Origin of the sequence: Aliiglaciecola sp. LCG003, from assembly GCF_030316135.1 — a bacterium.
Lineage (GTDB): Bacteria > Pseudomonadota > Gammaproteobacteria > Enterobacterales > Alteromonadaceae > Aliiglaciecola.
This window is the reverse complement of the sequence record NZ_CP128185.1, coordinates 25,882-46,340: the sequence shown is the minus strand read 5'-3', so window position 1 is coordinate 46,340 and position 20,459 is coordinate 25,882. Positions and strand designations below refer to the sequence as shown.

The window sequence follows — 20,459 nt, the reverse complement described above, 5'->3', positions numbered from 1 at the left end:
TCTAAAACGTTAAAGCTTCAAGTGCACTACGCAATTGCTCAGGAATACTGACACTTTGATTGGTCTGCTTATTTACAAAAACATGCACAAAATAACCCTCTGCCGAGGGCATATCTTCACCAACTTTAAAAAGACCTAGCTCGTAGGTGACTGCACTATTTCCCAATTTGGCGACTCGGATGCCAATTTCTAGTTTCTCAGGGTAAGCAATAGGTGAAAAATACCGACATTTTGACTCCACCACATAACCAACCACTGGACTATGGTGAATATCTAAACCACCATGCTCAATTAAATAACGGTTCACCGCACTGTCAAAGTATGAATAATATTGTACATTGTTGACGTGTCCATAAATATCATTATCACTCCAGCGTGTTTGCACTGGATAGTAATATTGGTATTGATCACGACTCATTTTGTTGTTCAATGTAACACCCCACTGCTCACCTTAAAACGCTGCTTGATACATTCTGAGGGCATCATCTTTACTTATCGCAACCGGATTATTAACTAACAAACGCTGTTGCTGCATTGCCTCTTCAGCAAGCCGAGGTAAACTATCTTCAGTCACACCACATTCACGAAGTTTATTCGGTAAGCCCAGCTCAACAATGAGACTTTCTAATCGTTGGATAAACTTCAGACTCTTAGCTTCATCTGAATCATCAATTTGAATATCATCACATATAAGGCAAGCCAGCTCGGCATAAAGGCCCTTAGCTGCAGATAAGTTAAACCGCATGACATGGGGCAACATTAACGCATTACTCAGACCATGTGGAATATGAAAAATACCGCCTAATGGATACGCAAGTGCGTGTACACCGGCAACCGGCGAGTTAGCAAAAGCTTGCCCTGCTAGCATTGAGCCAAGCAGCATGTTTCCTCTAGCGACTAAATCCTCTCCATTATGAACAGCTGTTCTTATATTATTATTTAATAAAGTCAGAGCATTACAGGCTAATCCATCTGAAATCGGGTTTTTCTTAATTTTACTAGTATAGGCTTCTATTGCGTGCACCATGGCATCAATACCGGTTGCAGCAGTAATATGAGGGGGTAAGCCGATTGTCAATTCTGCATCTAGAATTGCAGCATCGGGTAATAAGCTAGCGGAAACTACACCTGATTTGGTCGAGCCTCCAGTGGTGACGATGGAGATAGGCGTCACCTCAGAGCCAGTACCCGCAGTCGTTGGCACTAATACAAGAGGTAAGCGCCGACCGATGACATTATCCACGCCAAAGATCTGTTTTAAGCTTTGTTCACAAGTTGGTGAGGCTAGGACAGCGACCAGTTTGGCTACATCTAAGCTGCTTCCGCCGCCAAAGCCAATCACCATCTGCACTTGTTCGGCTGTAGCCATAGATGTGGCAGCCATCACAGTATCAGCGGAGGGATCCGGTTCAACTTGATCAAAGACCGAAAAAACAATCTGTTGATTTCTCAACGACTGCTTGAATTTATCCAATAGCCCTAAAGCATGAATTTGCTTATCGGTAACTATTAGAACTCTTGCGATCCCTCGTTGAATGTTAAATTGTTTAAAAGCTGTAGATACCGGCTGACCAGAAAAAATAGTTGGCGTGGTCGAAAACACAAATGGATTCATTACAACTCCTAATTGAACCAGAAAGACCTACCAATATGGCAGGTCTAATCTAGTTTAAAAAAAATCAATCATAAAAGGGTGCGCGAATTTCTGTCAAGCTTCTGAGTTTAACAGGCCGTTGTAACATTTGTCCGCCGTCCCGACCTATTGGTATCCAAGGGATTCTTCCTCTGCCTTTGGCTGGCGTAAAAGAAAACAGATCAAAGGGTATGGAGATATAGAATCCCTTAGTGAAGCTACCCTCACCATACTCTTCAGACGATACATTGGTAAAAGCTGCGTAAGCTCCCACTATAATACCGCTATCGAAACGCTTAGCAAAATCGATGTTCACCCCTTTGTCTTTGGCCAAAAATTGTCCTGCACTTATGGTTAATTGTGCCTCGGGTAAAAACTCTGGCTGCCAATACATACTGGCATGCCCGGTTAAAGCTTTATAATCAAAGAAGGCCGTTTCGCTGTCATAATCCCGTTGTTGTACATAGTTAAGGTCTATACCAAACGAAAGGCTACTATCGACGGGGCGATATAAAATCTCCCCACCAACACCGCCAAACATGGTCTCTAGATACCCGGCGTAGGCTTGCGCATAAACATTGGGTGCAATCCTATCAAACCAGTGTAAGTAGGCGTTTTCCATAGTTACCGCACTACGGCTGACATATTCTCTAATTTGGGTACGTACGCGAGGTAAGGCCGATTGTTGTGCATCTACTAAAAATTTGAATTTATCAAAATTTTCTAACAAGGTAACTTTAAGGCCACCTCTTACCGAAAAGTTTGGATTAAATGCGTAGCCGCCATTTACAAAAGCGCCACCTTGATAAAGGTAAAAATCTTCCGGATTACCAAAGGTTTGGATCCAAAAGGCCTCAACACCGAACAGCACACCGGATTTATCTTTAGGCTTGTAATTATCCATGCTTGCTTGTGATGGGTCAGTACGTAAGTAGGTACTTTGGATATCGGTTTCTAATTCCTCGTAGTGGGCAGCAACTTTAAATTCTGAGGCGTCAATTTCAGTCGCTAGCATCGGCGTATGTCCAACCGTTTCAACTATACGATAAGTCTCTATAGACTCTGGCAACTCAGATGCAAGTATTCGACCTACGCGCTCGGTAGCCTCATCATGATCACGATAACCAAGTTGAACTCCATAAAAAGTCATCTCACTGCCTTCTTGATGGGTTGCGTTAATTAAATAACTACCTTCATTGGCCAGATCTGCATACAGTCGCTCGCGGTTGAGGTTTTCCATAGCGTCGGCAGGTTGCATGTTTTCCAACGAACGGGGAGGACGGTCAAATTTAACCTGACTAACGGTATGCATATTGAAGTTATATGAAACACCAAAGCCTAGGGTGTTACCCCGTTGATAATTCAAATGAAAATCAAAATTGTCATACTTATAAACCGCGCCAAAGTTCCAATTAGTTTTCTGTTCCAACTCTCCGGCGCGATCATCTAGATAATCATTCCCCTCATACTCTAGCTTTAAGGTCAAACCTTCAACGGGTGTGCGATATTCTATACCACCAAAAATTGACGCAGGACCTTTGAAGAACTCGTTGTAATCGACTTTACCGCCACTACCAGAAAATCCACTTGGACGCTCGCAAAAAGAATCTTTTAATTTGCAAAAAGGGTTAGTTATGTTGCCTTCGGCACCCAAATAGCCCGTTCCTAGGCCGATATGAAAATCAAAGGGGCCTACCGCTTTACTGAAGTTAATAAATTCACTACTAAAGAATCCTGTGCCGCCGATATCCATAAAACCAATTGATACATCAGGTAAGTAATAGCTTTCTTTCACCAGTCTAAATTTAACATCAATCCCTTTGTCTTTCAGGGTTTGATCTCCACTAAACCCTGGATATGGACTATACAACCGAGTGCGTACATCGGTATATCTTACGGTAGACTCCATCCAAGGGAATAGCTGAATACTGGCTGACCAAAACCGGTATTGATCAATATCATTGTAGTTGAAAGTAAATGAACCTTCCTTCGCCATCCGCGCGGTAGGTGTCTGCAATAACCCAGTGCCGCCGCGTACCGTCTGCGACAAATGTCCATTATTATCATCGCGAGTATCTTGTTGTGTTTCTGCCATAATAGGCAAGCTCACTGTAATGGCTAGAACAACCAATGAGCAATAAAACCCTTTCATTAAACATCCATCCTATTTATTGCAAGATTGGCTATCGCCCAATTTAATTGTTCGATTTCAGACAAGAATTGAAATTCTCTAAAGGGTATGAATATCTGCGAGCCCGGCATAACTTGGCTGCACTCTTTATTCCAATACGCCACTGGCATCTTATAAACTTGCGTATTTGGGTAAATCACATATACAAAGTCTTCTTCCGCGTAAGCACTCTTATTATATTGGCTAATCACATCTTGGATACATTGGTTATCTTTGTATTCTATCTTGCGACTTTCCTCTAAGGCTCCGAAAATAGTTAAAGCAGTTTTACGCTCTGATAATGCTATGACATAACGACCGTCTTCAAATTGTGGATTATGTGCTAAAGAAAAGCGCGCAAAATCAAAATCAACTTCCATTTTTATCCGTTTAGCGAGTTGCCAACTTTTAACTTGGTTGATGGTATTTTGAAAGGCCTTTTTATGCTTTCCAGCACCTTTACCTTTTTCAGCCAATTTATTGATTAGTTCAAGCCTAGTGCTTTCGATATCCGCACTCCCCAACTTAAAAATTTGACTCGCTGGCCAGTACCAATCTGATTTTAAAGCCACTGGTGCTAAAACCTCAGTTAGACGAGGGTTAACTGTAAATTGATAGGTGCTGCCGTTTAACTCAACCTGCACGGAAGCTTTGGCATAGAAAGAAGTACAGATTAAACATAAGGTCGTAATTAATATTTTATTCATGGGAATCCTTATGTACTCGTAATGCTCTACTGATATAGGTGATGTCTATCACTTCGGCTTTGGGTGTGGTTTTTTGACGTGATTTTAATAAGTTGCCAGATTTCTTATCATACCAGAAGGAGTTCATCCAAGTGCTTTCACCTAAGCTTTGGCTATTAAAGTTAACTTCTTCGTCTATTCTTATAATCTGAAATTCACGTTGCTGGATGATCAATGTCGTGTCTGAGGACCGACTAAAATGTGAATAAAAACTAGTGCCAAATTGATGGGTTGCAAAGTCCACTGTCCGTTGCCATGATTCACCCGTCTGCACATTATCGCTTTTTTTCAATGGGTCAGAGTCTAAGTTACTTGTGTAAATTAAATCTTGTCCAAAGCCTCTTGTTCTTATCGCTCTGCCATACTGGGTGACTAATAAGGCATCATCAGCTGATATCCATTTATATTGGTTTGATTCTATAAAGGCTAAGCCCATTGTCACCACTGGTCGATCTGCAACTTTAATATAGATTAGATCATTTGGAGAGTCGCTTACTTGCTGATCGGTTAATAAGACATCAAGTTCATTTTCGAAATACATTTCGATATTTCGCTTATAGGCTTGTTGGGTAGATGAGCAACCCGTAAGAATGATGACAGAAAGAAATAAAATGCTAGTTAACGTTTTCATCGAATACCATTTTGATAAAACCTTGTTCCAATAAAAAAGCCGCCAGCAGGCGGCTTTTATAAACTCGATTTACTTAGTTCGTAGGAGCATAAGTAAAAGTAACAGGAACTGTTGTAGTAGAGGTAGCTGTACCTGTACCAGTTACTGTTGTGGTAATGGTAGTACCAATACATACACCATCAACTAGCTCATCATCACCATCACAAGTAGGCGGTGGTGGTGGCGGAGGCGGTGGTGGTGGCGGTACAACACGATCAGGTGCAGAACCTTGCATATTTGAAATTAAACCACCAACTACTGCAGCGCCAACTACACCAGCAGCGATTTGACCTTTAGATAGGTTACCAACTGCGGTATTAGCAGCGTTCTGGCCGCCAGTTTGATCCTGGGCTTGAACATTAACAGAGGCAAGGGTTGCCGCAACTGCTAGTCCAATTAAACTCTTTTTCATCATTTTTCCTTAAAAAATTGACACCTAGCCGAGGATAATAAAGTATCCTCATAATGATCTCAATGATTAATTAGCAATCTATAGCTTATTTATCTTAACTTTGCAGATTATTTAATTTTATCTGATAACCAGTATCAATATAGCAACACAATATGTCATATTTTGGAGCTACCTACACAAATTTACCCAGCAATCTACCGCTTCAAAGCTAACAGATCAACCTAAAACTATTCAAGAGGGTCAGTATTCAAGAGGGTCAGAGTAACTTGAAGCTGTTCTTGTGTTATCTGGACAGCCGTAAAATACTGCAGGGTAGCAACACTGAACAAGCCCCACGACCACGCGGTAAATACGTCCCTGTACACTTAGCGTTTTCATCCCTGAAAACAATTGTCAACGGTAATCTAATTTTGACCCACTTAGCGGTAAAGTAAAATTGACCCACCTTTAGCGTTTATACTTCATTTTGTTTATTGGTAACTGGGGCTATTCCAGCCGCTTTCTTACCTCTAAGCCGGTAACTATTTCCTGCAATCTGTACGATATGAGCATGATGTAACAGTCTATCTAGCAAGGCCGCAGTCAGCGTTTGATCGTCAGCGAAGGCCGTTGACCATTGTGAGAACGGTAAGTTACTTGTGACGATTACACTGCCATGCTCGTATCGTTTAGCAATCACGTTAAAGAACAGGTTGGCTTCTTCTCTTCCGAAGGGTAAATAGCCTATTTCGTCTATGACCAGTAGCTTGGGGGCGAGCACACTACGTTTAATATACCCTTCCAGCCTGTCTTGTTTTTTGGCTGTACCTAGTTGCAACATTAAATCTGCGGCGGTAATAAAACGAACTTTGATGCTTTTTTGAATGGCCTGATAGGCGTAGCTTAATGCCAAGTGGCTTTTTCCCACACCACTAGGGCCAAGTAATACGATGTTCTCAGCTCGCTCGATAAATGCGAGGCTGGTAAGTTCTTGAAGTTGTTTTTTAGGTGCACCAGTAGCGAACTTGAAATCGTAATCTGCGAACGACTTAATAGCCGGTAGACCCGCGAACTTAAGCAGTGTTTCTCTCGTTCGTTGCTGTCTTGCTTCTACTTCAACATTCAACAGTGATTCTAGGAAGTCAGCCAGCGAGCTTTCTTTCCCAGCGGCGTTGTCAGCAATGGCAGACCACTCGGTTGCTAAGGTGCTTAACTTTAGGCTATCACAAGCTTGTTGTATTCGTTCCATTTGCAAGTTCATGGCTGCGCCCTCAACAATTGGTCATAAACACTTAGCGGGTGCTGGAAGCTCTCAACGGGGACGGCCCTTCGTGATGGTATTCGTGGTGATGACTTATTAGACAGGGACTGTAACGGCAAGGACGCTAATGCCAGTTGCTCTTTAATTAACAAGGCCGCTGGCGTTTGCTTTGTCGTTCCGTGTATTCTTTGATTGGCAACATCTTGGAGCCATGGCCCGATTTGCGCGTTGGCCGTATCAACATCCAAGGTAAGTCCGGCTTGCTTTAGTGTTGCAGCAAGCGGCGTAATAAAACTGTGCTTTAGGTAACCATTAAACCGCTCCACTTTACCTTTGGTTTTCGCTCGGTAAGGGCGGCACGCTCTTAATCTGAACCCATAATCAGACGCCAGCTCAAGAAGATGCTTATTCCATCGATGACGAGCATCGCCATAGGCATCTCGCTCAATCATCAAGCATTTGGCGTTATCAAACAGGATTTCCTTCGGAACACCACCGAAGTAATGTAGCGCTTCTCGGATCCCGTTTATCCAATCGTCCTGTTTCTCATGTGTGCCGAAACGCACGTATGTGCCACGGCTAAATCCCATTGTCGCCACAAACGCTTTAAGCTTAGCGTGACCACGCTTAATCGTCGTGAAGTCCACCTGCATCTGTTGTCCTGGTGCCGTTTCGAAGCGCACGATATCTTCTTCCGTTTTGGGTTTGAACTGCCGAATATAGATTTTTAAAATCCCTTCTTTACCGTCATACCCCTGCGTTTGAATCTCGCGTAACAAAACCGTCGCGGGGATCCAATAGGGCTTAGCAGCCTCAATGTGTTCTCGAACGTAAGGTTTAAAAGGGTCTAACTTTGAAGGCCTCTTTGGTCTTGGCCCATAATTAGGTGTGCGGGCGATGTCGCGTAAATAGCAACGAACGGTGTTTCGAGCGATACCGAGTTGGCGGCTAATAGCTCGGATACTGTGACCTTGTTGATGTAGCACGTGAATATCCACTAGTGACTCCTGATTTAGCATTGCATCTCAACCACCGTTTTTTTCTTAACCGGTGGTCATTGTGCCTCAGGTGGGTCAATTTTAAATTGTCGTTAGTGGGTCAGTTTTACATTGCCGACAACAAATATGTCGTGGCACTTACACAGTATTTCTTCTTGTGAACATTCAAGGATAAGCATGTTTCGTGGACAGCCATAATAGGTTTGTAGAGCAGGTTACGTGGACAGCCATAATAGGTTTGTAGGGAAGCAAAACTGTATAAGCCCCACGACCACGCGGTAAATACATCCCTGTACGCTTAGCGTTTTCATCCGAGAAAACGATATGTCGTGGCACTTATTCAGCATTCCTTCTTGTGAACATCTAAGCATTCGGTTGATATAAGCTTTTCGCTATTTTCGTAAGGCTCTCACATGGGGGTAAGCGAGGATGTTTTAGGAACGAAGTTCCGCCTGAGCGCACGACCGACATGGATGTCGGGCTGGAGATACCACCATGGAAGGTTGACACCTAGCCGTTTGATACGTGGACAGGCATTGCATGACATTTGAGGGGTTAGGTTTGGTGGTGCAAAATTAACGAAACAAAATGCTGAGCGTAGCGAATTCTAATTATTGAGTTATGTTTGCGCAAGGTGAGGCTGGCTATCTGACGGCGCAAAGCGTGATTACTTTACTAGAGAATCGAGAATACTCCACCCCATAAAGGCACTTCGTTAGCTAAATCGCAGGCATAAAAAAAGGCTACCTAAATAGGTAGCCTTTCTTCTAAATGGGAGCCTGGCAGTGTGCTACTCTCACATGGGGAAACCCCACACTACCATCGCCGCTAATACGTTTCACTTCTGAGTTCGGAATGGGATCAGGTGGTACCGTATCGCTATGGCTGCCAGGCATAAACTGGTTGTCTCGTTTAACGTTGTAGTTAAACCAAACATTAACAAATCTGGAAAAGCGATATCGTAATCAAATCGAGTTGCGTACTCTTGCTTGTTTTACCAAGCCTGTTTTGTGTTGTCTTGTCACTCATTCAACACCAATGTCAAAGACATTTGGGCGTTGTATGGTTAAGCCTCACGGGCAATTAGTACAGGTTAGCTTAACGCCTTGCAACGCTTCCACACCCTGCCTATCTACGTCGTAGTCTTCAACAACCCTTTAGGACAGTTAAACTGTCAGGGATGACTCATCTTGGGGCTCGCTTCCCGCTTAGATGCTTTCAGCGGTTATCGATTCCGAACGTAGCTACCGGGCAATGCCTTTGGCAAAACAACCCGAACACCAGCGGTTCGTCCACTCCGGTCCTCTCGTACTAGGAGCAGCTCCCCTCAATCATCCAACGCCCACACCAGATAGGGACCGAACTGTCTCACGACGTTCTAAACCCAGCTCGCGTACCACTTTAAATGGCGAACAGCCATACCCTTGGGACCGACTTCAGCCCCAGGATGTGATGAGCCGACATCGAGGTGCCAAACACCGCCGTCGATATGAACTCTTGGGCGGTATCAGCCTGTTATCCCCGGAGTACCTTTTATCCGTTGAGCGATGGCCCTTCCATACAGAACCACCGGATCACTATGACCTACTTTCGTACCTGCTCGACGTGTCTGTCTCGCAGTTAAGCTAGCTTATGCCATTGCACTAACCTCACGATGTCCGACCGTGATTAGCTAACCTTCGTGCTCCTCCGTTACTCTTTGGGAGGAGACCGCCCCAGTCAAACTACCCACCAGACACTGTCCACAATCCCGATTAGGGACCTATGTTAGAACATCAAATATACAAGGGTGGTATTTCAAAGGTGGCTCCACACAATCTAGCGACTGTGCTTCAAAGCCTCCCACCTATTCTACACATGTAGATTCAATGTTCAGTGCCAAGCTGTAGTAAAGGTTCACGGGGTCTTTCCGTCTAGGTGCGGGTACACAGCATCTTCACTGCGATTTCAATTTCACTGAGTCTCGGGTGGAGACAGCGTGGCCATGGTTACACCATTCGTGCAGGTCGGAACTTACCCGACAAGGAATTTCGCTACCTTAGGACCGTTATAGTTACGGCCGCCGTTTACCGGGGCTTCGATCAAGAGCTTCGCTTACGCTAACCCCATCAATTAACCTTCCGGCACCGGGCAGGTGTCACACCGTATACGTCATCTTGCGATTTAGCACAGTGCTGTGTTTTTAATAAACAGTCCCAGCCACCTGGTCACTGCGACCCCCATTCGCTTACGGAGCAAGTCCTTCACAAACAGGGGCGTACCTTCTCCCGAAGTTACGGTACTATTTTGCCGAGTTCCTTCACCCGAGTTCTCTCAAGCGCCTTAGTATTCTCTACCTGACCACCTGTGTCGGTTTGGGGTACGGTTCGATATATCATAAGTTTAGAGGCTTTTCCTGGAAGCATGGCATCAACAACTTCAACACCGTGGTGTCTCGTCTCGTGTCTCAGGCTAATAGAATTCCGGATTTACCTAAAATTCTACCCTACGCACTTTCACTTGGATAACCAACACCAAGCTTGCCTAGCCTTCTCCGTCCCCCCTTCACTGATATACCAAGTACGGAAATATTAATCCGTTTCCCATCGACTACGCATTTCTGCCTCGCCTTAGGGGCCGACTTACCCTGCCCTGATTAGCATGGGACAGGAAACCTTGGTCTTCCGGCGTGGGGGTTTTTCACCCCCATTATCGTTACTCATGTCAGCATTCGCACTTGTGATATGTCCAGCTCGCCTCACAGCTCACCTTCAACCACTTACACAACGCTCCCCTACCATGTCTACAAAGTAGACATCCGCAGCTTCGGTATATTGCTTAGCCCCGTTACATCTTCCGCGCAGGCCGACTCGACTAGTGAGCTATTACGCTTTCTTTAAAGGGTGGCTGCTTCTAAGCCAACCTCCTAGCTGTCTTAGCCTTCCCACATCGTTTCCCACTTAGCAATATTTTGGGACCTTAGCTGGCGGTCTGGGTTGTTTCCCTCTTCACGACGGACGTTAGCACCCGCCGTGTGTCTCCCGGATATCACTCATTGGTATTCGGAGTTTGCAAAGGGTTGGTAAGTCGGGATGACCCCCTAGCCTTAACAGTGCTCTACCCCCAATGGTGTTCGTCCGAGGCGCTACCTAAATAGCTTTCGGGGAGAACCAGCTATCTCCCGGTTTGATTGGCCTTTCACCCCCAGCCACAGGTCATCCCCTAACTTTTCAACGTTAGTGGGTTCGGTCCTCCAGTTGATGTTACTCAACCTTCAACCTGCCCATGGCTAGATCACCGGGTTTCGGGTCTATACCTTGCAACTAAACGCGCAGTTAACGCTCGCTTTCACTACGGCTCCCCTAATCGGTTAACCTCGCTACAAAATATAAGTCGCTGACCCATTATACAAAAGGTACGCAGTCACAGAACAAGTCTGCTCCCACTGCTTGTACGTATACGGTTTCAGGTTCTATTTCACTCCCCTCACAGGGGTTCTTTTCGCCTTTCCCTCACGGTACTGGTTCACTATCGGTCAGTTAGGAGTATTTAGCCTTGGAGGATGGTCCCCCCATTTTCAGTCAAGATAACACGTGTCCCGACCTACTCGATTTCACTTAAAGTTCGCCTTTGTGTACAGGGCTATCACCTTGTATCGCTGTGCTTTCCAACACATTCCACTGGCTTACAATTAGCTTAAGGGCTAATCCCCGTTCGCTCGCCGCTACTAGGGGAATCTCGGTTGATTTCTTTTCCTAAGGGTACTTAGATGTTTCAGTTCCCCTCGTTTGCCTCATTAACCTATGTATTCAGTTAATGATACCGCCGAAGCGGTGGGTTTCCCCATTCGGATATCTGTGGTTCAAATGCGTTTTGTCAACTCACCACAGCTTTTCGCAGACTTACACGTCCTTCATCGCCTCTAACTGCCTAGGCATCCACCGTATACGCTTAGTCACTTAACCATACAACCCCAAATATCCTACCGCTTTGCTTCCTATGCTGCGTGGCTCTTCAATCTCACTCGGTTACATACAAATACGTATGCGCCCTCATTCGATTTTCGTATCCACTTGCCTAGAAACCAAATCGTTGAATATTCCGTTAAAGACATGAATGATTAACGGTATATTCTTTGGCTTGATTTGCGCCTTTTTATTCACAAATCATAGGTGCTCATTTAAGAGCTTGTGTATGCATGACAAGTACTAATCACAAAATCAGATAGAGTACGCTTGAAGATTACTCTTCAATTATTACTCTTAGTTTTGATTACTTTTATCAGCTTTCCAAATTGTTAAAGAACGTTCGTGCAAAATTATCGAAACAAGAAACGTGAACGTGTGAACACTGATTCTTGAGATAACATTTGCGCAAGGTGACTATCATTACATGACGTCGCTTACACAATGCACTTTTAAGGTTTAAAAAACCCTAATCAATTTATGCTATTACTACACATATTGATTAAGGTGCTTACTTCCTTTTGAGCAAATCATCGCCACTTAAATAAGTGGTGGAGCTAAGCAGGATCGAACTGCTGACCTCCTGCGTGCAAGGCAGGCGCTCTCCCAGCTGAGCTATAGCCCCTTTGTACGCTGCATATCTTATTCAAATATCAGGTAAAAAGGTTGAAGATGATGAATCTTCGGCCAATTCGTATCTAGGCAAGGCGGATATCGAGGACGTTTAGCCTGCTAAACGACGAGGTATCCAACGCAGCATAGGTGCGAAGTGGTAGGCTTGGGCAGACTTGAACTGCCGACCTCACCCTTATCAGGGGTGCGCTCTAACCAGCTGAGCTACAAGCCTTTCTTGCTTCTGCTTTTCGCCCTACTCTTCGCTTTTAGTTTTCGCTCGCTCGGTTATGTACCACTTGTACATGCCCTCGCTCACTCAAACGTCAGCTCGACTAGAACAAAAATCATCGCAATAAACGATGATTACAGCGCTAAGAGTTTGCTTGAATTACCCAAGCACATCTTTTGCTCTTTCTTTATTAACAACAAAACAATCTGTGTGAACACTGCATCACAAAAGTGATACCTATAGTGTAAGGAGGTGATCCAACCCCAGGTTCCCCTAGGGTTACCTTGTTACGACTTCACCCCAGTCATGAAACACAAAGTGGTAATCGTCCTCCCGAAGGTTAGACTAACTACTTCTTTTGCATCCCACTCCCATGGTGTGACGGGCGGTGTGTACAAGGCCCGGGAACGTATTCACCGCAACATTCTGATTTGCGATTACTAGCGATTCCGACTTCATGGAGTCGAGTTGCAGACTCCAATCCGGACTACGACGAGCTTTAAGGGGTCCGCTCCACATCACTGTCTCGCTTCCCTCTGTACTCGCCATTGTAGCACGTGTGTAGCCCTACTCGTAAGGGCCATGATGACTTGACGTCGTCCCCACCTTCCTCCGGTTTGTCACCGGCAGTCTCCTTAGAGTGCCCAACTAAATGCTGGCAACTAAGGACAAGGGTTGCGCTCGTTGCGGGACTTAACCCAACATCTCACGACACGAGCTGACGACAGCCATGCAGCACCTGTCTCAGAATTCCCGAAGGCACTGAGGCATCTCTGCCAAATTTTCTGGATGTCAAGAGTAGGTAAGGTTCTTCGCGTTGCATCGAATTAAACCACATGCTCCACCGCTTGTGCGGGCCCCCGTCAATTCATTTGAGTTTTAACCTTGCGGCCGTACTCCCCAGGCGGTCTACTTATCGCGTTAGCTTCGCTACTCACGGATAAAATCCACAAACAGCTAGTAGACAGCGTTTACGGTGTGGACTACCAGGGTATCTAATCCTGTTCGCTACCCACACTTTCGCACATGAGCGTCAGTCTTTGGCCAGGGAGTCGCCTTCGCCACTGATGTTCCTCCAGATATCTACGCATTTCACCGCTACACCTGGAATTCCACTCCCCTCTCCAAGACTCTAGTCGTACAGTTCTAAATGACCGTCCCAGGTTGAGCCCGGGGCTTTCACATCTAGCTTATACAACCGCCTGCGTGCGCTTTACGCCCAGTAATTCCGATTAACGCTCGCACCCTCCGTATTACCGCGGCTGCTGGCACGGAGTTAGCCGGTGCTTCTTCTGTTGCTAACGTCACAGCTGATGGGTATTAACCATCAACCTTTCCTCACAACTGAAAGTGCTTTACAACCCGAAGGCCTTCTTCACACACGCGGCATGGCTGCATCAGGGTTTCCCCCATTGTGCAATATTCCCCACTGCTGCCTCCCGTAGGAGTCTGGGCCGTGTCTCAGTCCCAGTGTGGCTGATCTTCCTCTCAGAACAGCTAGAGATCGTCGCCTTGGTGGGCTCTTACCCCGCCAACTAGCTAATCTCACCTGGGCTTCTCTTTGCGCGAGAGCTAAAAGCCCCCTTTGGTCCGTAGACGTTATGCGGTATTAGCTATCGTTTCCAATAGTTATCCCCCACACAAAGGCAAATTCCCAGGCATTACTCACCCGTCCGCCACTCGTCAGCAACTAGCAAGCTAGTTCTGCTACCGTTCGACTTGCATGTGTTAGGCCTGCCGCCAGCGTTCAATCTGAGCCATGATCAAACTCTTCAATTAAAGTTTCGAAATATGAATTTTTTTGGTAAACACTCTTATAATGAGTGTCCACACAGATTGTCTTGTTATCAATTGTTAAAGAACATTTTGAGCTAATCTTGCCAGCAAATATGTAAACATTATCACTCGGCTTTCTTGCTCAAGGTAAGCGTCGCATTTGACGTCACCCGATAAATCTTTTTCCTTGCTGAAGTTTGACTCTAAGGTCTCTCTCAAGCGGGAGGCGTATTCTACACTCTCCGGATTCGGTGTCAACCTTTTTTGTTTAGAAAATTTTAATTTATTTTCGAAACGTTTCTGGTTGAACCCCGCTTCACACCTGCCCTAGAGCTGTGTCACAGATTTGTCATTTGACTCTCTGTGAATGAGTGTTCTTGTAAGAACTCCCCGAAGCGAGGGCGCATTCTACAGTTACCAAGATGAACGTCAAGGGCTTATTTAAAAAAACATTCTAAGTGCTTAGATATTGAGCAAATCGGATAGTATTAGTGCAAATGAGAGGTTATATTGCGCCTTTAGCCTTTTATATATAGTAGGAATAATATGGCAATTCGTTCGTTTAAGGGTGTAACACCCTCTTTTGGGCAAAACTGTTATGTAGATGACAGCGCTGTATGGGTAGGTGATATTCAATGTGGTGATGATGTTAGTGTTTGGCCATTAGTTGTTGCTCGCGGTGATGTTAATGCAATGCGTGTGGGAAGCCGCACTAATATTCAGGACGCTACGGTTCTACATGTGACACGCAGTAGTGTTAGTCAGCCTGACGGTTTCCCGCTAGTCATTGGTGATGATGTGACTATTGGCCATAAGTGCATGCTACATGGATGTACATTAGGCAGTCGCATATTAGTTGGGATGGGTGCCATTATAATGGATGGTGCCATAGTAGAAGATGATGTCTTTGTTGGCGCTGGGTGTTTAGTTCCCCCAAACCGAGTTCTTAAGAGCGGATTCTTATATGTTGGCAGCCCAGCCAAGCAGGCTCGTAAGCTAAGTGAAGAGGAATTAGCATTCTTAAAGATATCTGCTGAAAATTATCTAGTGACTAAAGACGAATACTTGCAAGAGCGTTAAGCCAATATGGCGTCAGGAGATATGATTATATCTCCTGATTCATTCCACTGCTCCGAGCTAACCTGTTCTGCGATCAACTCCTCTATATCAAATTGATGTCTAATATAAAGATCTTCAGCAATAGAGGATTTTATTGGCAGTATGTAGCAATCGATTAATTGCCCCCCATTCATTACCAATAGTTTCATCGCCTGTTTATCTACGTCATAAATATAACCATCTAATACTTGAACGGTTTGATTCATAATTCAGCCCGGAGTTTTTGTAATACCGGCTGGATATCAGGCATAACACCGCGCCATAGGTAAAAGCTATATGCTGCTTGCCCGACTAACATACCCAATCCGTCACTAATCTTAAGCACACCCAATGCTTTGGCTTTTTGCATAAAAACAGTCGGTTCAGCTAAGTAAACCATATCGTAAGCAAATTCTGAGGCACTTAGTACAGCGTCAGAAATATCAGGTATACGATTATCTAGACTCGCAGAAGTACAATTAATAATAATAGAGTAGGTTTTGCTGTTGATATTAACCTCATCGAAACCTAAACCATGAATTTTGTCATTAGCAAACCACTGACTCAATTCTTCAGCCTTACTTTTAGTTCGGTTCACAATATCAATGCATTCAACCCCTTGCGCAAGAAGCGGCAAAACAACACCTCGTGTCGCTCCACCAGCACCAATAAGTAGAATTCTAGCGTTAAGTAAACTAGCTTGCTGATTCTTTAGATCGATAACCAGACCTGCACCATCTGTGGTATCCCCTTTATAAAGGCCATTTTCCATTCTAATGATGGTATTAACGGCTCCGGCCGCCTGCGCATTGGGTGTCAACTCCGCCACCCACTTAGCGGCTTCTTGTTTAAACGGCGCAGTGACATTACATCCCTTCGCGAAATCATTGTTAAAAAATTCTGATAGGTTGGCTGGGAAGCTATCAATTTCACCCAATATTTTTTGGTATGAAATATCTTGCCCTGTTTGCTCAGCAAATAACTGATGGATTAATGGCGATTTGCTTTGCTCAATAGGATTTCCAAAAACCGCATAATGATCATTTTTAAAGGAATTCAAAACGATTACTTCCCTGAAGTTTTCAGATTTAACCAATCTCTGGGCTTTAAAAAATCTTCCACCAAACGTGCCTCCGCAGTATTGGACTGGGCTTGATAGTTATATTCCCAACGAGCCAATGGCGGCATCGACATTAATATAGACTCAGTGCGGCCTCCACTTTGCAGACCAAATAAGGTACCGCGGTCATACACAAGATTAAATTCTACATAACGACCACGTCGATACAATTGGAATTGTCGCTGTTTCTCGTCGTAAGGAATATCCTTACGCTTTTCAATAATAGGAATATATGCATCTAAAAAGCCGTTGCCAACAGCTTGCATAAATGCAAAGGACTGATCGAATCCTGACTCATTCAGGTCATCAAAAAACAGACCACCAACACCGCGGGTTTCTCCTCGGTGCTTTAAATAGAAGTACTCATCACACCATGTCTTGTATTTATCATAAACGTCGTCTCCAAAAGGTGAACAAAGATTTTTGGCAACAGAATGCCAGTGCTGAACATCTTCCAGAAAAGGATAAAACGGGGTTAAATCAAACCCGCCTCCAAACCACCAAACTGGGGCCTCACCGTCTTTTTCAGCCATAAAAAATCTTACATTGGCATGAGATGTAGGGACAAAAGGGTTTCGGGGGTGGATAACCAAAGACACACCCATAGCCTGAAAACTTCTACCAGCCAACTCAGGCCTAGCGGCACTGGCAGAGGGAGGAAGTTGCGAACCAAACACGTGAGAGAAGTTTACCCCACCTTGTTCTATAATATTGCCACCGGTGAGTACCCGAGTACGACCTCCACCGCCTTCTTCCCGTTCCCATGCATCTTCTTTGAAGCTACCTTTGCTATCAGCTAATTCTAGCGTATGACAAATATCATCTTGTAGTTTTAGTAAATACTCTTTGACCTTTTGCAGGTCTGGTGCTGAGGTATCTGTCATAGTCATTAACCTGCTCTTATTATCTCACCTGTGAGTCCATTTCTAATTTGACTCGGATTACGTTGTTGTCCGACTTTACCTTCTATACATACAACTTGGTCACCGAATTGTTGGACAATTTGCTGCTGCGAAGTTGCTGGCGGTAAGCCGCTCTCATTTGCACTTGTAGATATCAATGCACTGTTTAGGATTTTACATAGGTCAATAACTGGCGGATAAGCACTGACCCTCACGGCGATTAAATCTGAGCCACCGGTCAAAGAATCACTGGTATTTTGTTGTTTTGGTAGCAGCCATGTGTGCGGTCCCGGCCACGAAGCCATCACCTCTGAGAGTTGGCTTTTGGGTATTGCAGAAAAATCCACAAAGTCTTCTAGCTGTTCAACATTTCCAGCAATTAAAATCACACCTTTGTGCAAAGGCCTATTCTTTAATTCAAAAAGTCTGGAAATTGCTTCCTCGTTTCGAGGATCACAGCCTAGCCCGAATACCGCCTCCGTAGGATAAGCCAAAATAGCACCGCTTGAAAAGTGCGTTATTAATTGTGCTGAATTAGGTTTAATTAACATGCAAATAAAAGTCTAATTAGTAAGGCAACGGAGTGTAATGCATATAGGGAAGTTTAAAAAGCGACGACTGTCACTGGTTGACTTTGGCGTTGCATTCTTTCTGCGCACATTGATAGTAGGTTTTGCCTGCACTCTTTCGCTCTAACATCACAGGCCAATCACACTTAGGGCAAGTCTTGTTAATCGGTTGATGATTCAGCGCGTATTTACAAGAAGGGAAACCGTCGCAAGCATAAAAACTTTTGCCAAACTTGTTGGCCCGTTTAAGCAGCTTACCGCTTTTGCACACCGGGCAATCAACATGAATATCAGCCCGTTGTTTTGCTGCCTCGATATGATGGCATTCAGGAAAGCCTGTACAGCCAATGAATAAACCATAACGGCCTTTTTTTATTGCTAAAGCTAAACCACAATCGGGGCAACTTGAGCCACCTATTTGAGTCAACTCTACAGTTTGATTGTCATGGATGGGTTTAGAAAAGGTGCATTTGGGATAATCGGAACATCCTAAGAACGCGCCAGCTTTGCTGCGCCTGACGTGTAGTTTGGCGCTGCACTCTGGGCAATCACCAAAAGCGCCATCTAAAGCATTTTCATGTCCAGAAAAAAGAGAATGATCAATTTTAGACATGTTATAGCTTACACATATAGGAGGTTAGCATGTGGTCTTTAGACCACAGGCTGATGTAACTTAAGTTAATGAAGTGGACCTTCGGGCTCATCAAAAAGAAGATCTTCCATTTGAGCATAAGCATTCTCTTTACCAGGCACATTAAATAGCACCATTAAAACAACCCATTTGAGGTCTTCTAAACAAAATTCTTTGGAATCTATTTCCATTACCCGATCAATAACCATCTCGCGGGTGGATGAATCTAACACATTAATTTGTTCTAAAAACATCAAGAAACCACGACACTCTACATCCAAACGCATCTCTTCTTCATGGGTATAGATTCGATTAACGAGTGCATCGCCAGACTTGACTAAATAAGGTTTAATATCTGTTTCTTGCAGTGCGGCTAGCTTTTCAAGCCAGGAAAGCGCTTTATAAATCTCATCATGATGAAATCCAGCGCGCACAAGTTCGTCGGTCAATTCGTCTTGATCAACACGAATTTCAGTTTCACTGTGAATGAAGTTTTCGAATAGATACATGAGGATATCGAACATATTATTTGCCCCTCAATTTGATGTAACCTCCAGGTACGGAAGCTACTAAACCACGCAATTCATATTCTAATAATTGCGCCAATACTTGTTTAATCGGCAGATTACTGCGTTGCATTATAGCGTCTAACGCAGTCACGTCATGTTCTACACTATCTAACAATGTGTCCGATGCCAAGCTTTCACAAGGTCTTTTTTGTACTTTTTTTACAGCATCTATTTGTGATTTCGAACTAAGATGCTGAAATTCTTCTAATATATCACTTATGTTAGTTACCAGTTTGGCCCCTTGTTGGATCAAATAATGGCTCCCCGCGCTTAAAGGACTATTAATATTGCCTGGTATCGCCATCACTTCGCGGTTTTGTTCAAGACCCAATCGAGCGGTGATCAGTGAACCACTTTTAAGTGCAGCTTCAACAATTAGCACGCCCATTGATAATCCACTAACGATGCGATTACGACGGGGGAAATTTTCTGCTTTGGGCTCGCACCAAGGTGAAAACTCGGACAACAGCACCCCCCCATTCTCGACTATTTCAGCACCCAAAGGCCGGTTGCGTTTAGGATAGCACTTTTCCAATCCACTCCCTAAAACAGCTATTGTCTGGCCGTTGACGCTCAATGCCCCTTGATGAGCACAGGTATCTATTCCTAAGGCTAAACCGCTGGTAACACAAACACCGTTAAGCGCCATTTGAGCCGACAAATCAAATGCGCAATGCTTCCCATACATGCTCGGATTGCGACTGCCTACTACTGCTACCTGTGGAGTATTTAATAATGTTTTATTTCCCCTTCCAAATAATAAAAATGGTGGACGACTAATGTTTGCCAACAATCGAGGATAAGCCGAATGTTGAGGGAACAAAATGAAATGAGCAGGATCACTTTTAAGCCATCTGATATGCCTATTGAGCAACCCCATATCGGGCTCTATTAGGATACGAGCCTGCGATGATGATAAGCCTAAATGGATTAGACTTTTGCTATCCAGCGCGAATAATTGTTGAATTGCTTCTATCCCACTGTTCTCAATTATTTTAGCTAGTTTTGCCGGACCGAACTGTGGGATTTGCTCTAAGATCAGCCACTGAATCAAGTGGTCATTGCCTGTTTCACTAATATCAGCTAACTCGGCCAAACGAGCAGATGAGTTTTGCACTTCCTGTGCCATTCGCTGCG

General features: G+C 44.4%; 16 protein-coding genes, 2 tRNA genes and 3 rRNA genes. 1 reads left to right on the top strand and 20 read right to left on the bottom strand.

The window, feature by feature from the left end; all coding sequences use genetic code 11:
• Position 1: 1 nt before the first annotated feature.
• The 13 genes from QR722_RS00205 to QR722_RS00145 form a co-directional block, all read right to left on the bottom strand.
• Positions 2 to 430 carry an acyl-CoA thioesterase gene (locus QR722_RS00205; RefSeq protein WP_286284727.1) on the bottom strand — a complete coding sequence of 143 codons (429 nt, stop codon included), beginning with the start codon at positions 428 to 430 and terminating at the stop codon, positions 2 to 4.
• A gap of 21 nt (positions 431 to 451) precedes the next feature.
• Positions 452 to 1,615 (bottom strand): iron-containing alcohol dehydrogenase, encoded by a 1,164-nt coding sequence (locus QR722_RS00200; protein ID WP_286284726.1) that lies wholly within the window; start codon positions 1,613 to 1,615, stop codon positions 452 to 454.
• A 64-nt stretch (positions 1,616 to 1,679) separates the two neighbouring features.
• On the bottom strand, positions 1,680 to 3,728 hold the full coding sequence (locus QR722_RS00195) for a YjbH domain-containing protein (protein ID WP_286287487.1): 2,049 nt from the start codon (positions 3,726 to 3,728) through the stop codon (positions 1,680 to 1,682).
• A gap of 56 nt (positions 3,729 to 3,784) precedes the next feature.
• Positions 3,785 to 4,510, bottom strand: coding sequence for a capsule biosynthesis GfcC family protein (locus tag QR722_RS00190; RefSeq protein WP_286284725.1), 726 nt, complete (start codon positions 4,508 to 4,510; stop codon positions 3,785 to 3,787).
• Positions 4,503 to 5,180 carry a YjbF family lipoprotein gene (locus tag QR722_RS00185; RefSeq protein ID WP_286284724.1) on the bottom strand — a complete coding sequence of 226 codons (678 nt, stop codon included), beginning with the start codon at positions 5,178 to 5,180 and terminating at the stop codon, positions 4,503 to 4,505. Before QR722_RS00185 ends, QR722_RS00190 begins: the two co-directional genes overlap by 8 nt.
• 73 nt (positions 5,181 to 5,253) lie before the next feature.
• A complete protein-coding gene (locus QR722_RS00180) occupies positions 5,254 to 5,631 on the bottom strand; it encodes a hypothetical protein (RefSeq protein WP_286284723.1) in 378 nt (125 codons plus the stop codon).
• Positions 5,632 to 6,085: 454 nt separating this feature from the next.
• Positions 6,086 to 6,871, bottom strand: a complete 786-nt coding sequence (istB, locus tag QR722_RS00175; RefSeq protein WP_286284722.1) for an IS21-like element helper ATPase IstB — start codon at positions 6,869 to 6,871, stop codon at positions 6,086 to 6,088.
• A complete protein-coding gene (gene istA / locus QR722_RS00170) occupies positions 6,868 to 7,890 on the bottom strand; it encodes an IS21 family transposase (protein WP_286284720.1) in 1,023 nt (340 codons plus the stop codon). The genes istB and istA overlap by 4 nt, the downstream gene beginning before the upstream one ends.
• A gap of 756 nt (positions 7,891 to 8,646) precedes the next feature.
• Positions 8,647 to 8,762 (bottom strand): 5S ribosomal RNA (rrf, locus tag QR722_RS00165).
• 169 nt (positions 8,763 to 8,931) lie between these two features.
• Positions 8,932 to 11,813 (bottom strand): 23S ribosomal RNA (locus tag QR722_RS00160).
• Positions 11,814 to 12,362: 549 nt separating this feature from the next.
• A tRNA-Ala gene (locus QR722_RS00155) sits at positions 12,363 to 12,438 on the bottom strand.
• A gap of 145 nt (positions 12,439 to 12,583) precedes the next feature.
• A tRNA-Ile gene (locus QR722_RS00150) sits at positions 12,584 to 12,660 on the bottom strand.
• 242 nt (positions 12,661 to 12,902) lie between these two features.
• A 16S ribosomal RNA gene (locus QR722_RS00145) occupies positions 12,903 to 14,436 on the bottom strand.
• Together the 16S, 23S and 5S rRNA genes with 2 tRNA genes alongside form the textbook arrangement of a ribosomal RNA operon.
• A 543-nt stretch (positions 14,437 to 14,979) precedes the next feature.
• Here QR722_RS00145 and QR722_RS00140 point away from each other — a divergent pair.
• The gene (locus QR722_RS00140) at positions 14,980 to 15,513 is read left to right on the top strand and encodes a gamma carbonic anhydrase family protein (protein ID WP_286284718.1); all 534 of its coding nucleotides are present in this window, start codon (positions 14,980 to 14,982) and stop codon (positions 15,511 to 15,513) included.
• On the opposite strand, the gene QR722_RS00135 is transcribed toward QR722_RS00140, so the two are convergent.
• The 7 genes from QR722_RS00135 to dprA form a co-directional block, all read right to left on the bottom strand.
• Entirely contained in the window at positions 15,510 to 15,758 is a 249-nt protein-coding gene (locus QR722_RS00135; protein WP_286284717.1) for a DUF1488 family protein, read from the bottom strand. The two genes, QR722_RS00140 and QR722_RS00135, sit on opposite strands and share 4 nt — an antisense overlap.
• Positions 15,755 to 16,591, bottom strand: a complete 837-nt coding sequence (gene aroE / locus QR722_RS00130; protein ID WP_286284714.1) for a shikimate dehydrogenase — start codon at positions 16,589 to 16,591, stop codon at positions 15,755 to 15,757. The genes QR722_RS00135 and aroE overlap by 4 nt, the downstream gene beginning before the upstream one ends.
• A 5-nt stretch (positions 16,592 to 16,596) precedes the next feature.
• Entirely contained in the window at positions 16,597 to 17,535 is a 939-nt protein-coding gene (hemF, locus tag QR722_RS00125) for an oxygen-dependent coproporphyrinogen oxidase (protein ID WP_286284713.1), read from the bottom strand.
• Between the two features lie 5 nt (positions 17,536 to 17,540).
• Positions 17,541 to 18,104: an L-threonylcarbamoyladenylate synthase type 1 TsaC gene (gene tsaC, locus QR722_RS00120; RefSeq protein WP_286284711.1), complete on the bottom strand. Its 564-nt coding sequence runs from the start codon at positions 18,102 to 18,104 to the stop codon at positions 17,541 to 17,543.
• A 70-nt stretch (positions 18,105 to 18,174) separates the two neighbouring features.
• Positions 18,175 to 18,735: a DNA topoisomerase family protein gene (locus tag QR722_RS00115; protein ID WP_286284710.1), complete on the bottom strand. Its 561-nt coding sequence runs from the start codon at positions 18,733 to 18,735 to the stop codon at positions 18,175 to 18,177.
• Positions 18,736 to 18,800: 65 nt separating this feature from the next.
• On the bottom strand, positions 18,801 to 19,277 hold the full coding sequence (locus tag QR722_RS00110; protein WP_286284707.1) for a DUF494 family protein: 477 nt from the start codon (positions 19,275 to 19,277) through the stop codon (positions 18,801 to 18,803).
• A 1-nt stretch (position 19,278) separates the two neighbouring features.
• Positions 19,279 to 20,451 carry a DNA-processing protein DprA gene (gene dprA / locus QR722_RS00105; RefSeq protein ID WP_286284705.1) on the bottom strand — a complete coding sequence of 391 codons (1,173 nt, stop codon included), beginning with the start codon at positions 20,449 to 20,451 and terminating at the stop codon, positions 19,279 to 19,281.
• Between the last annotated feature and the right edge of the window lie 8 nt (positions 20,452 to 20,459).

Excerpts from the sequence above, each read along its gene's own strand:
- tsaC (WP_286284711.1), bottom strand. The coding sequence starts at position 18,104 with ATGTTAATTAAACCTAATTCAGCACAATTAATAACGCACTTTTCAAGC.
- QR722_RS00190 (WP_286284725.1), bottom strand. The coding sequence starts at position 4,510 with ATGAATAAAATATTAATTACGACCTTATGTTTAATCTGTACTTCTTTC.
- dprA (WP_286284705.1), bottom strand. The coding sequence starts at position 20,451 with ATGGCACAGGAAGTGCAAAACTCATCTGCTCGTTTGGCCGAGTTAGCT.
- QR722_RS00185 (WP_286284724.1), bottom strand. The coding sequence starts at position 5,180 with ATGAAAACGTTAACTAGCATTTTATTTCTTTCTGTCATCATTCTTACG.
- QR722_RS00180 (WP_286284723.1), bottom strand. The coding sequence starts at position 5,631 with ATGAAAAAGAGTTTAATTGGACTAGCAGTTGCGGCAACCCTTGCCTCT.
- istB (WP_286284722.1), bottom strand. The coding sequence starts at position 6,871 with ATGAACTTGCAAATGGAACGAATACAACAAGCTTGTGATAGCCTAAAG.
- QR722_RS00115 (WP_286284710.1), bottom strand. The coding sequence starts at position 18,735 with ATGTCTAAAATTGATCATTCTCTTTTTTCTGGACATGAAAATGCTTTA.
- hemF (WP_286284713.1), bottom strand. The coding sequence starts at position 17,535 with ATGACAGATACCTCAGCACCAGACCTGCAAAAGGTCAAAGAGTATTTA.
- istA (WP_286284720.1), bottom strand. The coding sequence starts at position 7,890 with ATGCTAAATCAGGAGTCACTAGTGGATATTCACGTGCTACATCAACAA.
- QR722_RS00135 (WP_286284717.1), bottom strand. The coding sequence starts at position 15,758 with ATGAATCAAACCGTTCAAGTATTAGATGGTTATATTTATGACGTAGAT.
- QR722_RS00195 (WP_286287487.1), bottom strand. The coding sequence starts at position 3,728 with ATGGCAGAAACACAACAAGATACTCGCGATGATAATAATGGACATTTG.
- QR722_RS00110 (WP_286284707.1), bottom strand. The coding sequence starts at position 19,277 with ATGTTCGATATCCTCATGTATCTATTCGAAAACTTCATTCACAGTGAA.
- QR722_RS00140 (WP_286284718.1), top strand. The coding sequence starts at position 14,980 with ATGGCAATTCGTTCGTTTAAGGGTGTAACACCCTCTTTTGGGCAAAAC.
- QR722_RS00200 (WP_286284726.1), bottom strand. The coding sequence starts at position 1,615 with ATGAATCCATTTGTGTTTTCGACCACGCCAACTATTTTTTCTGGTCAG.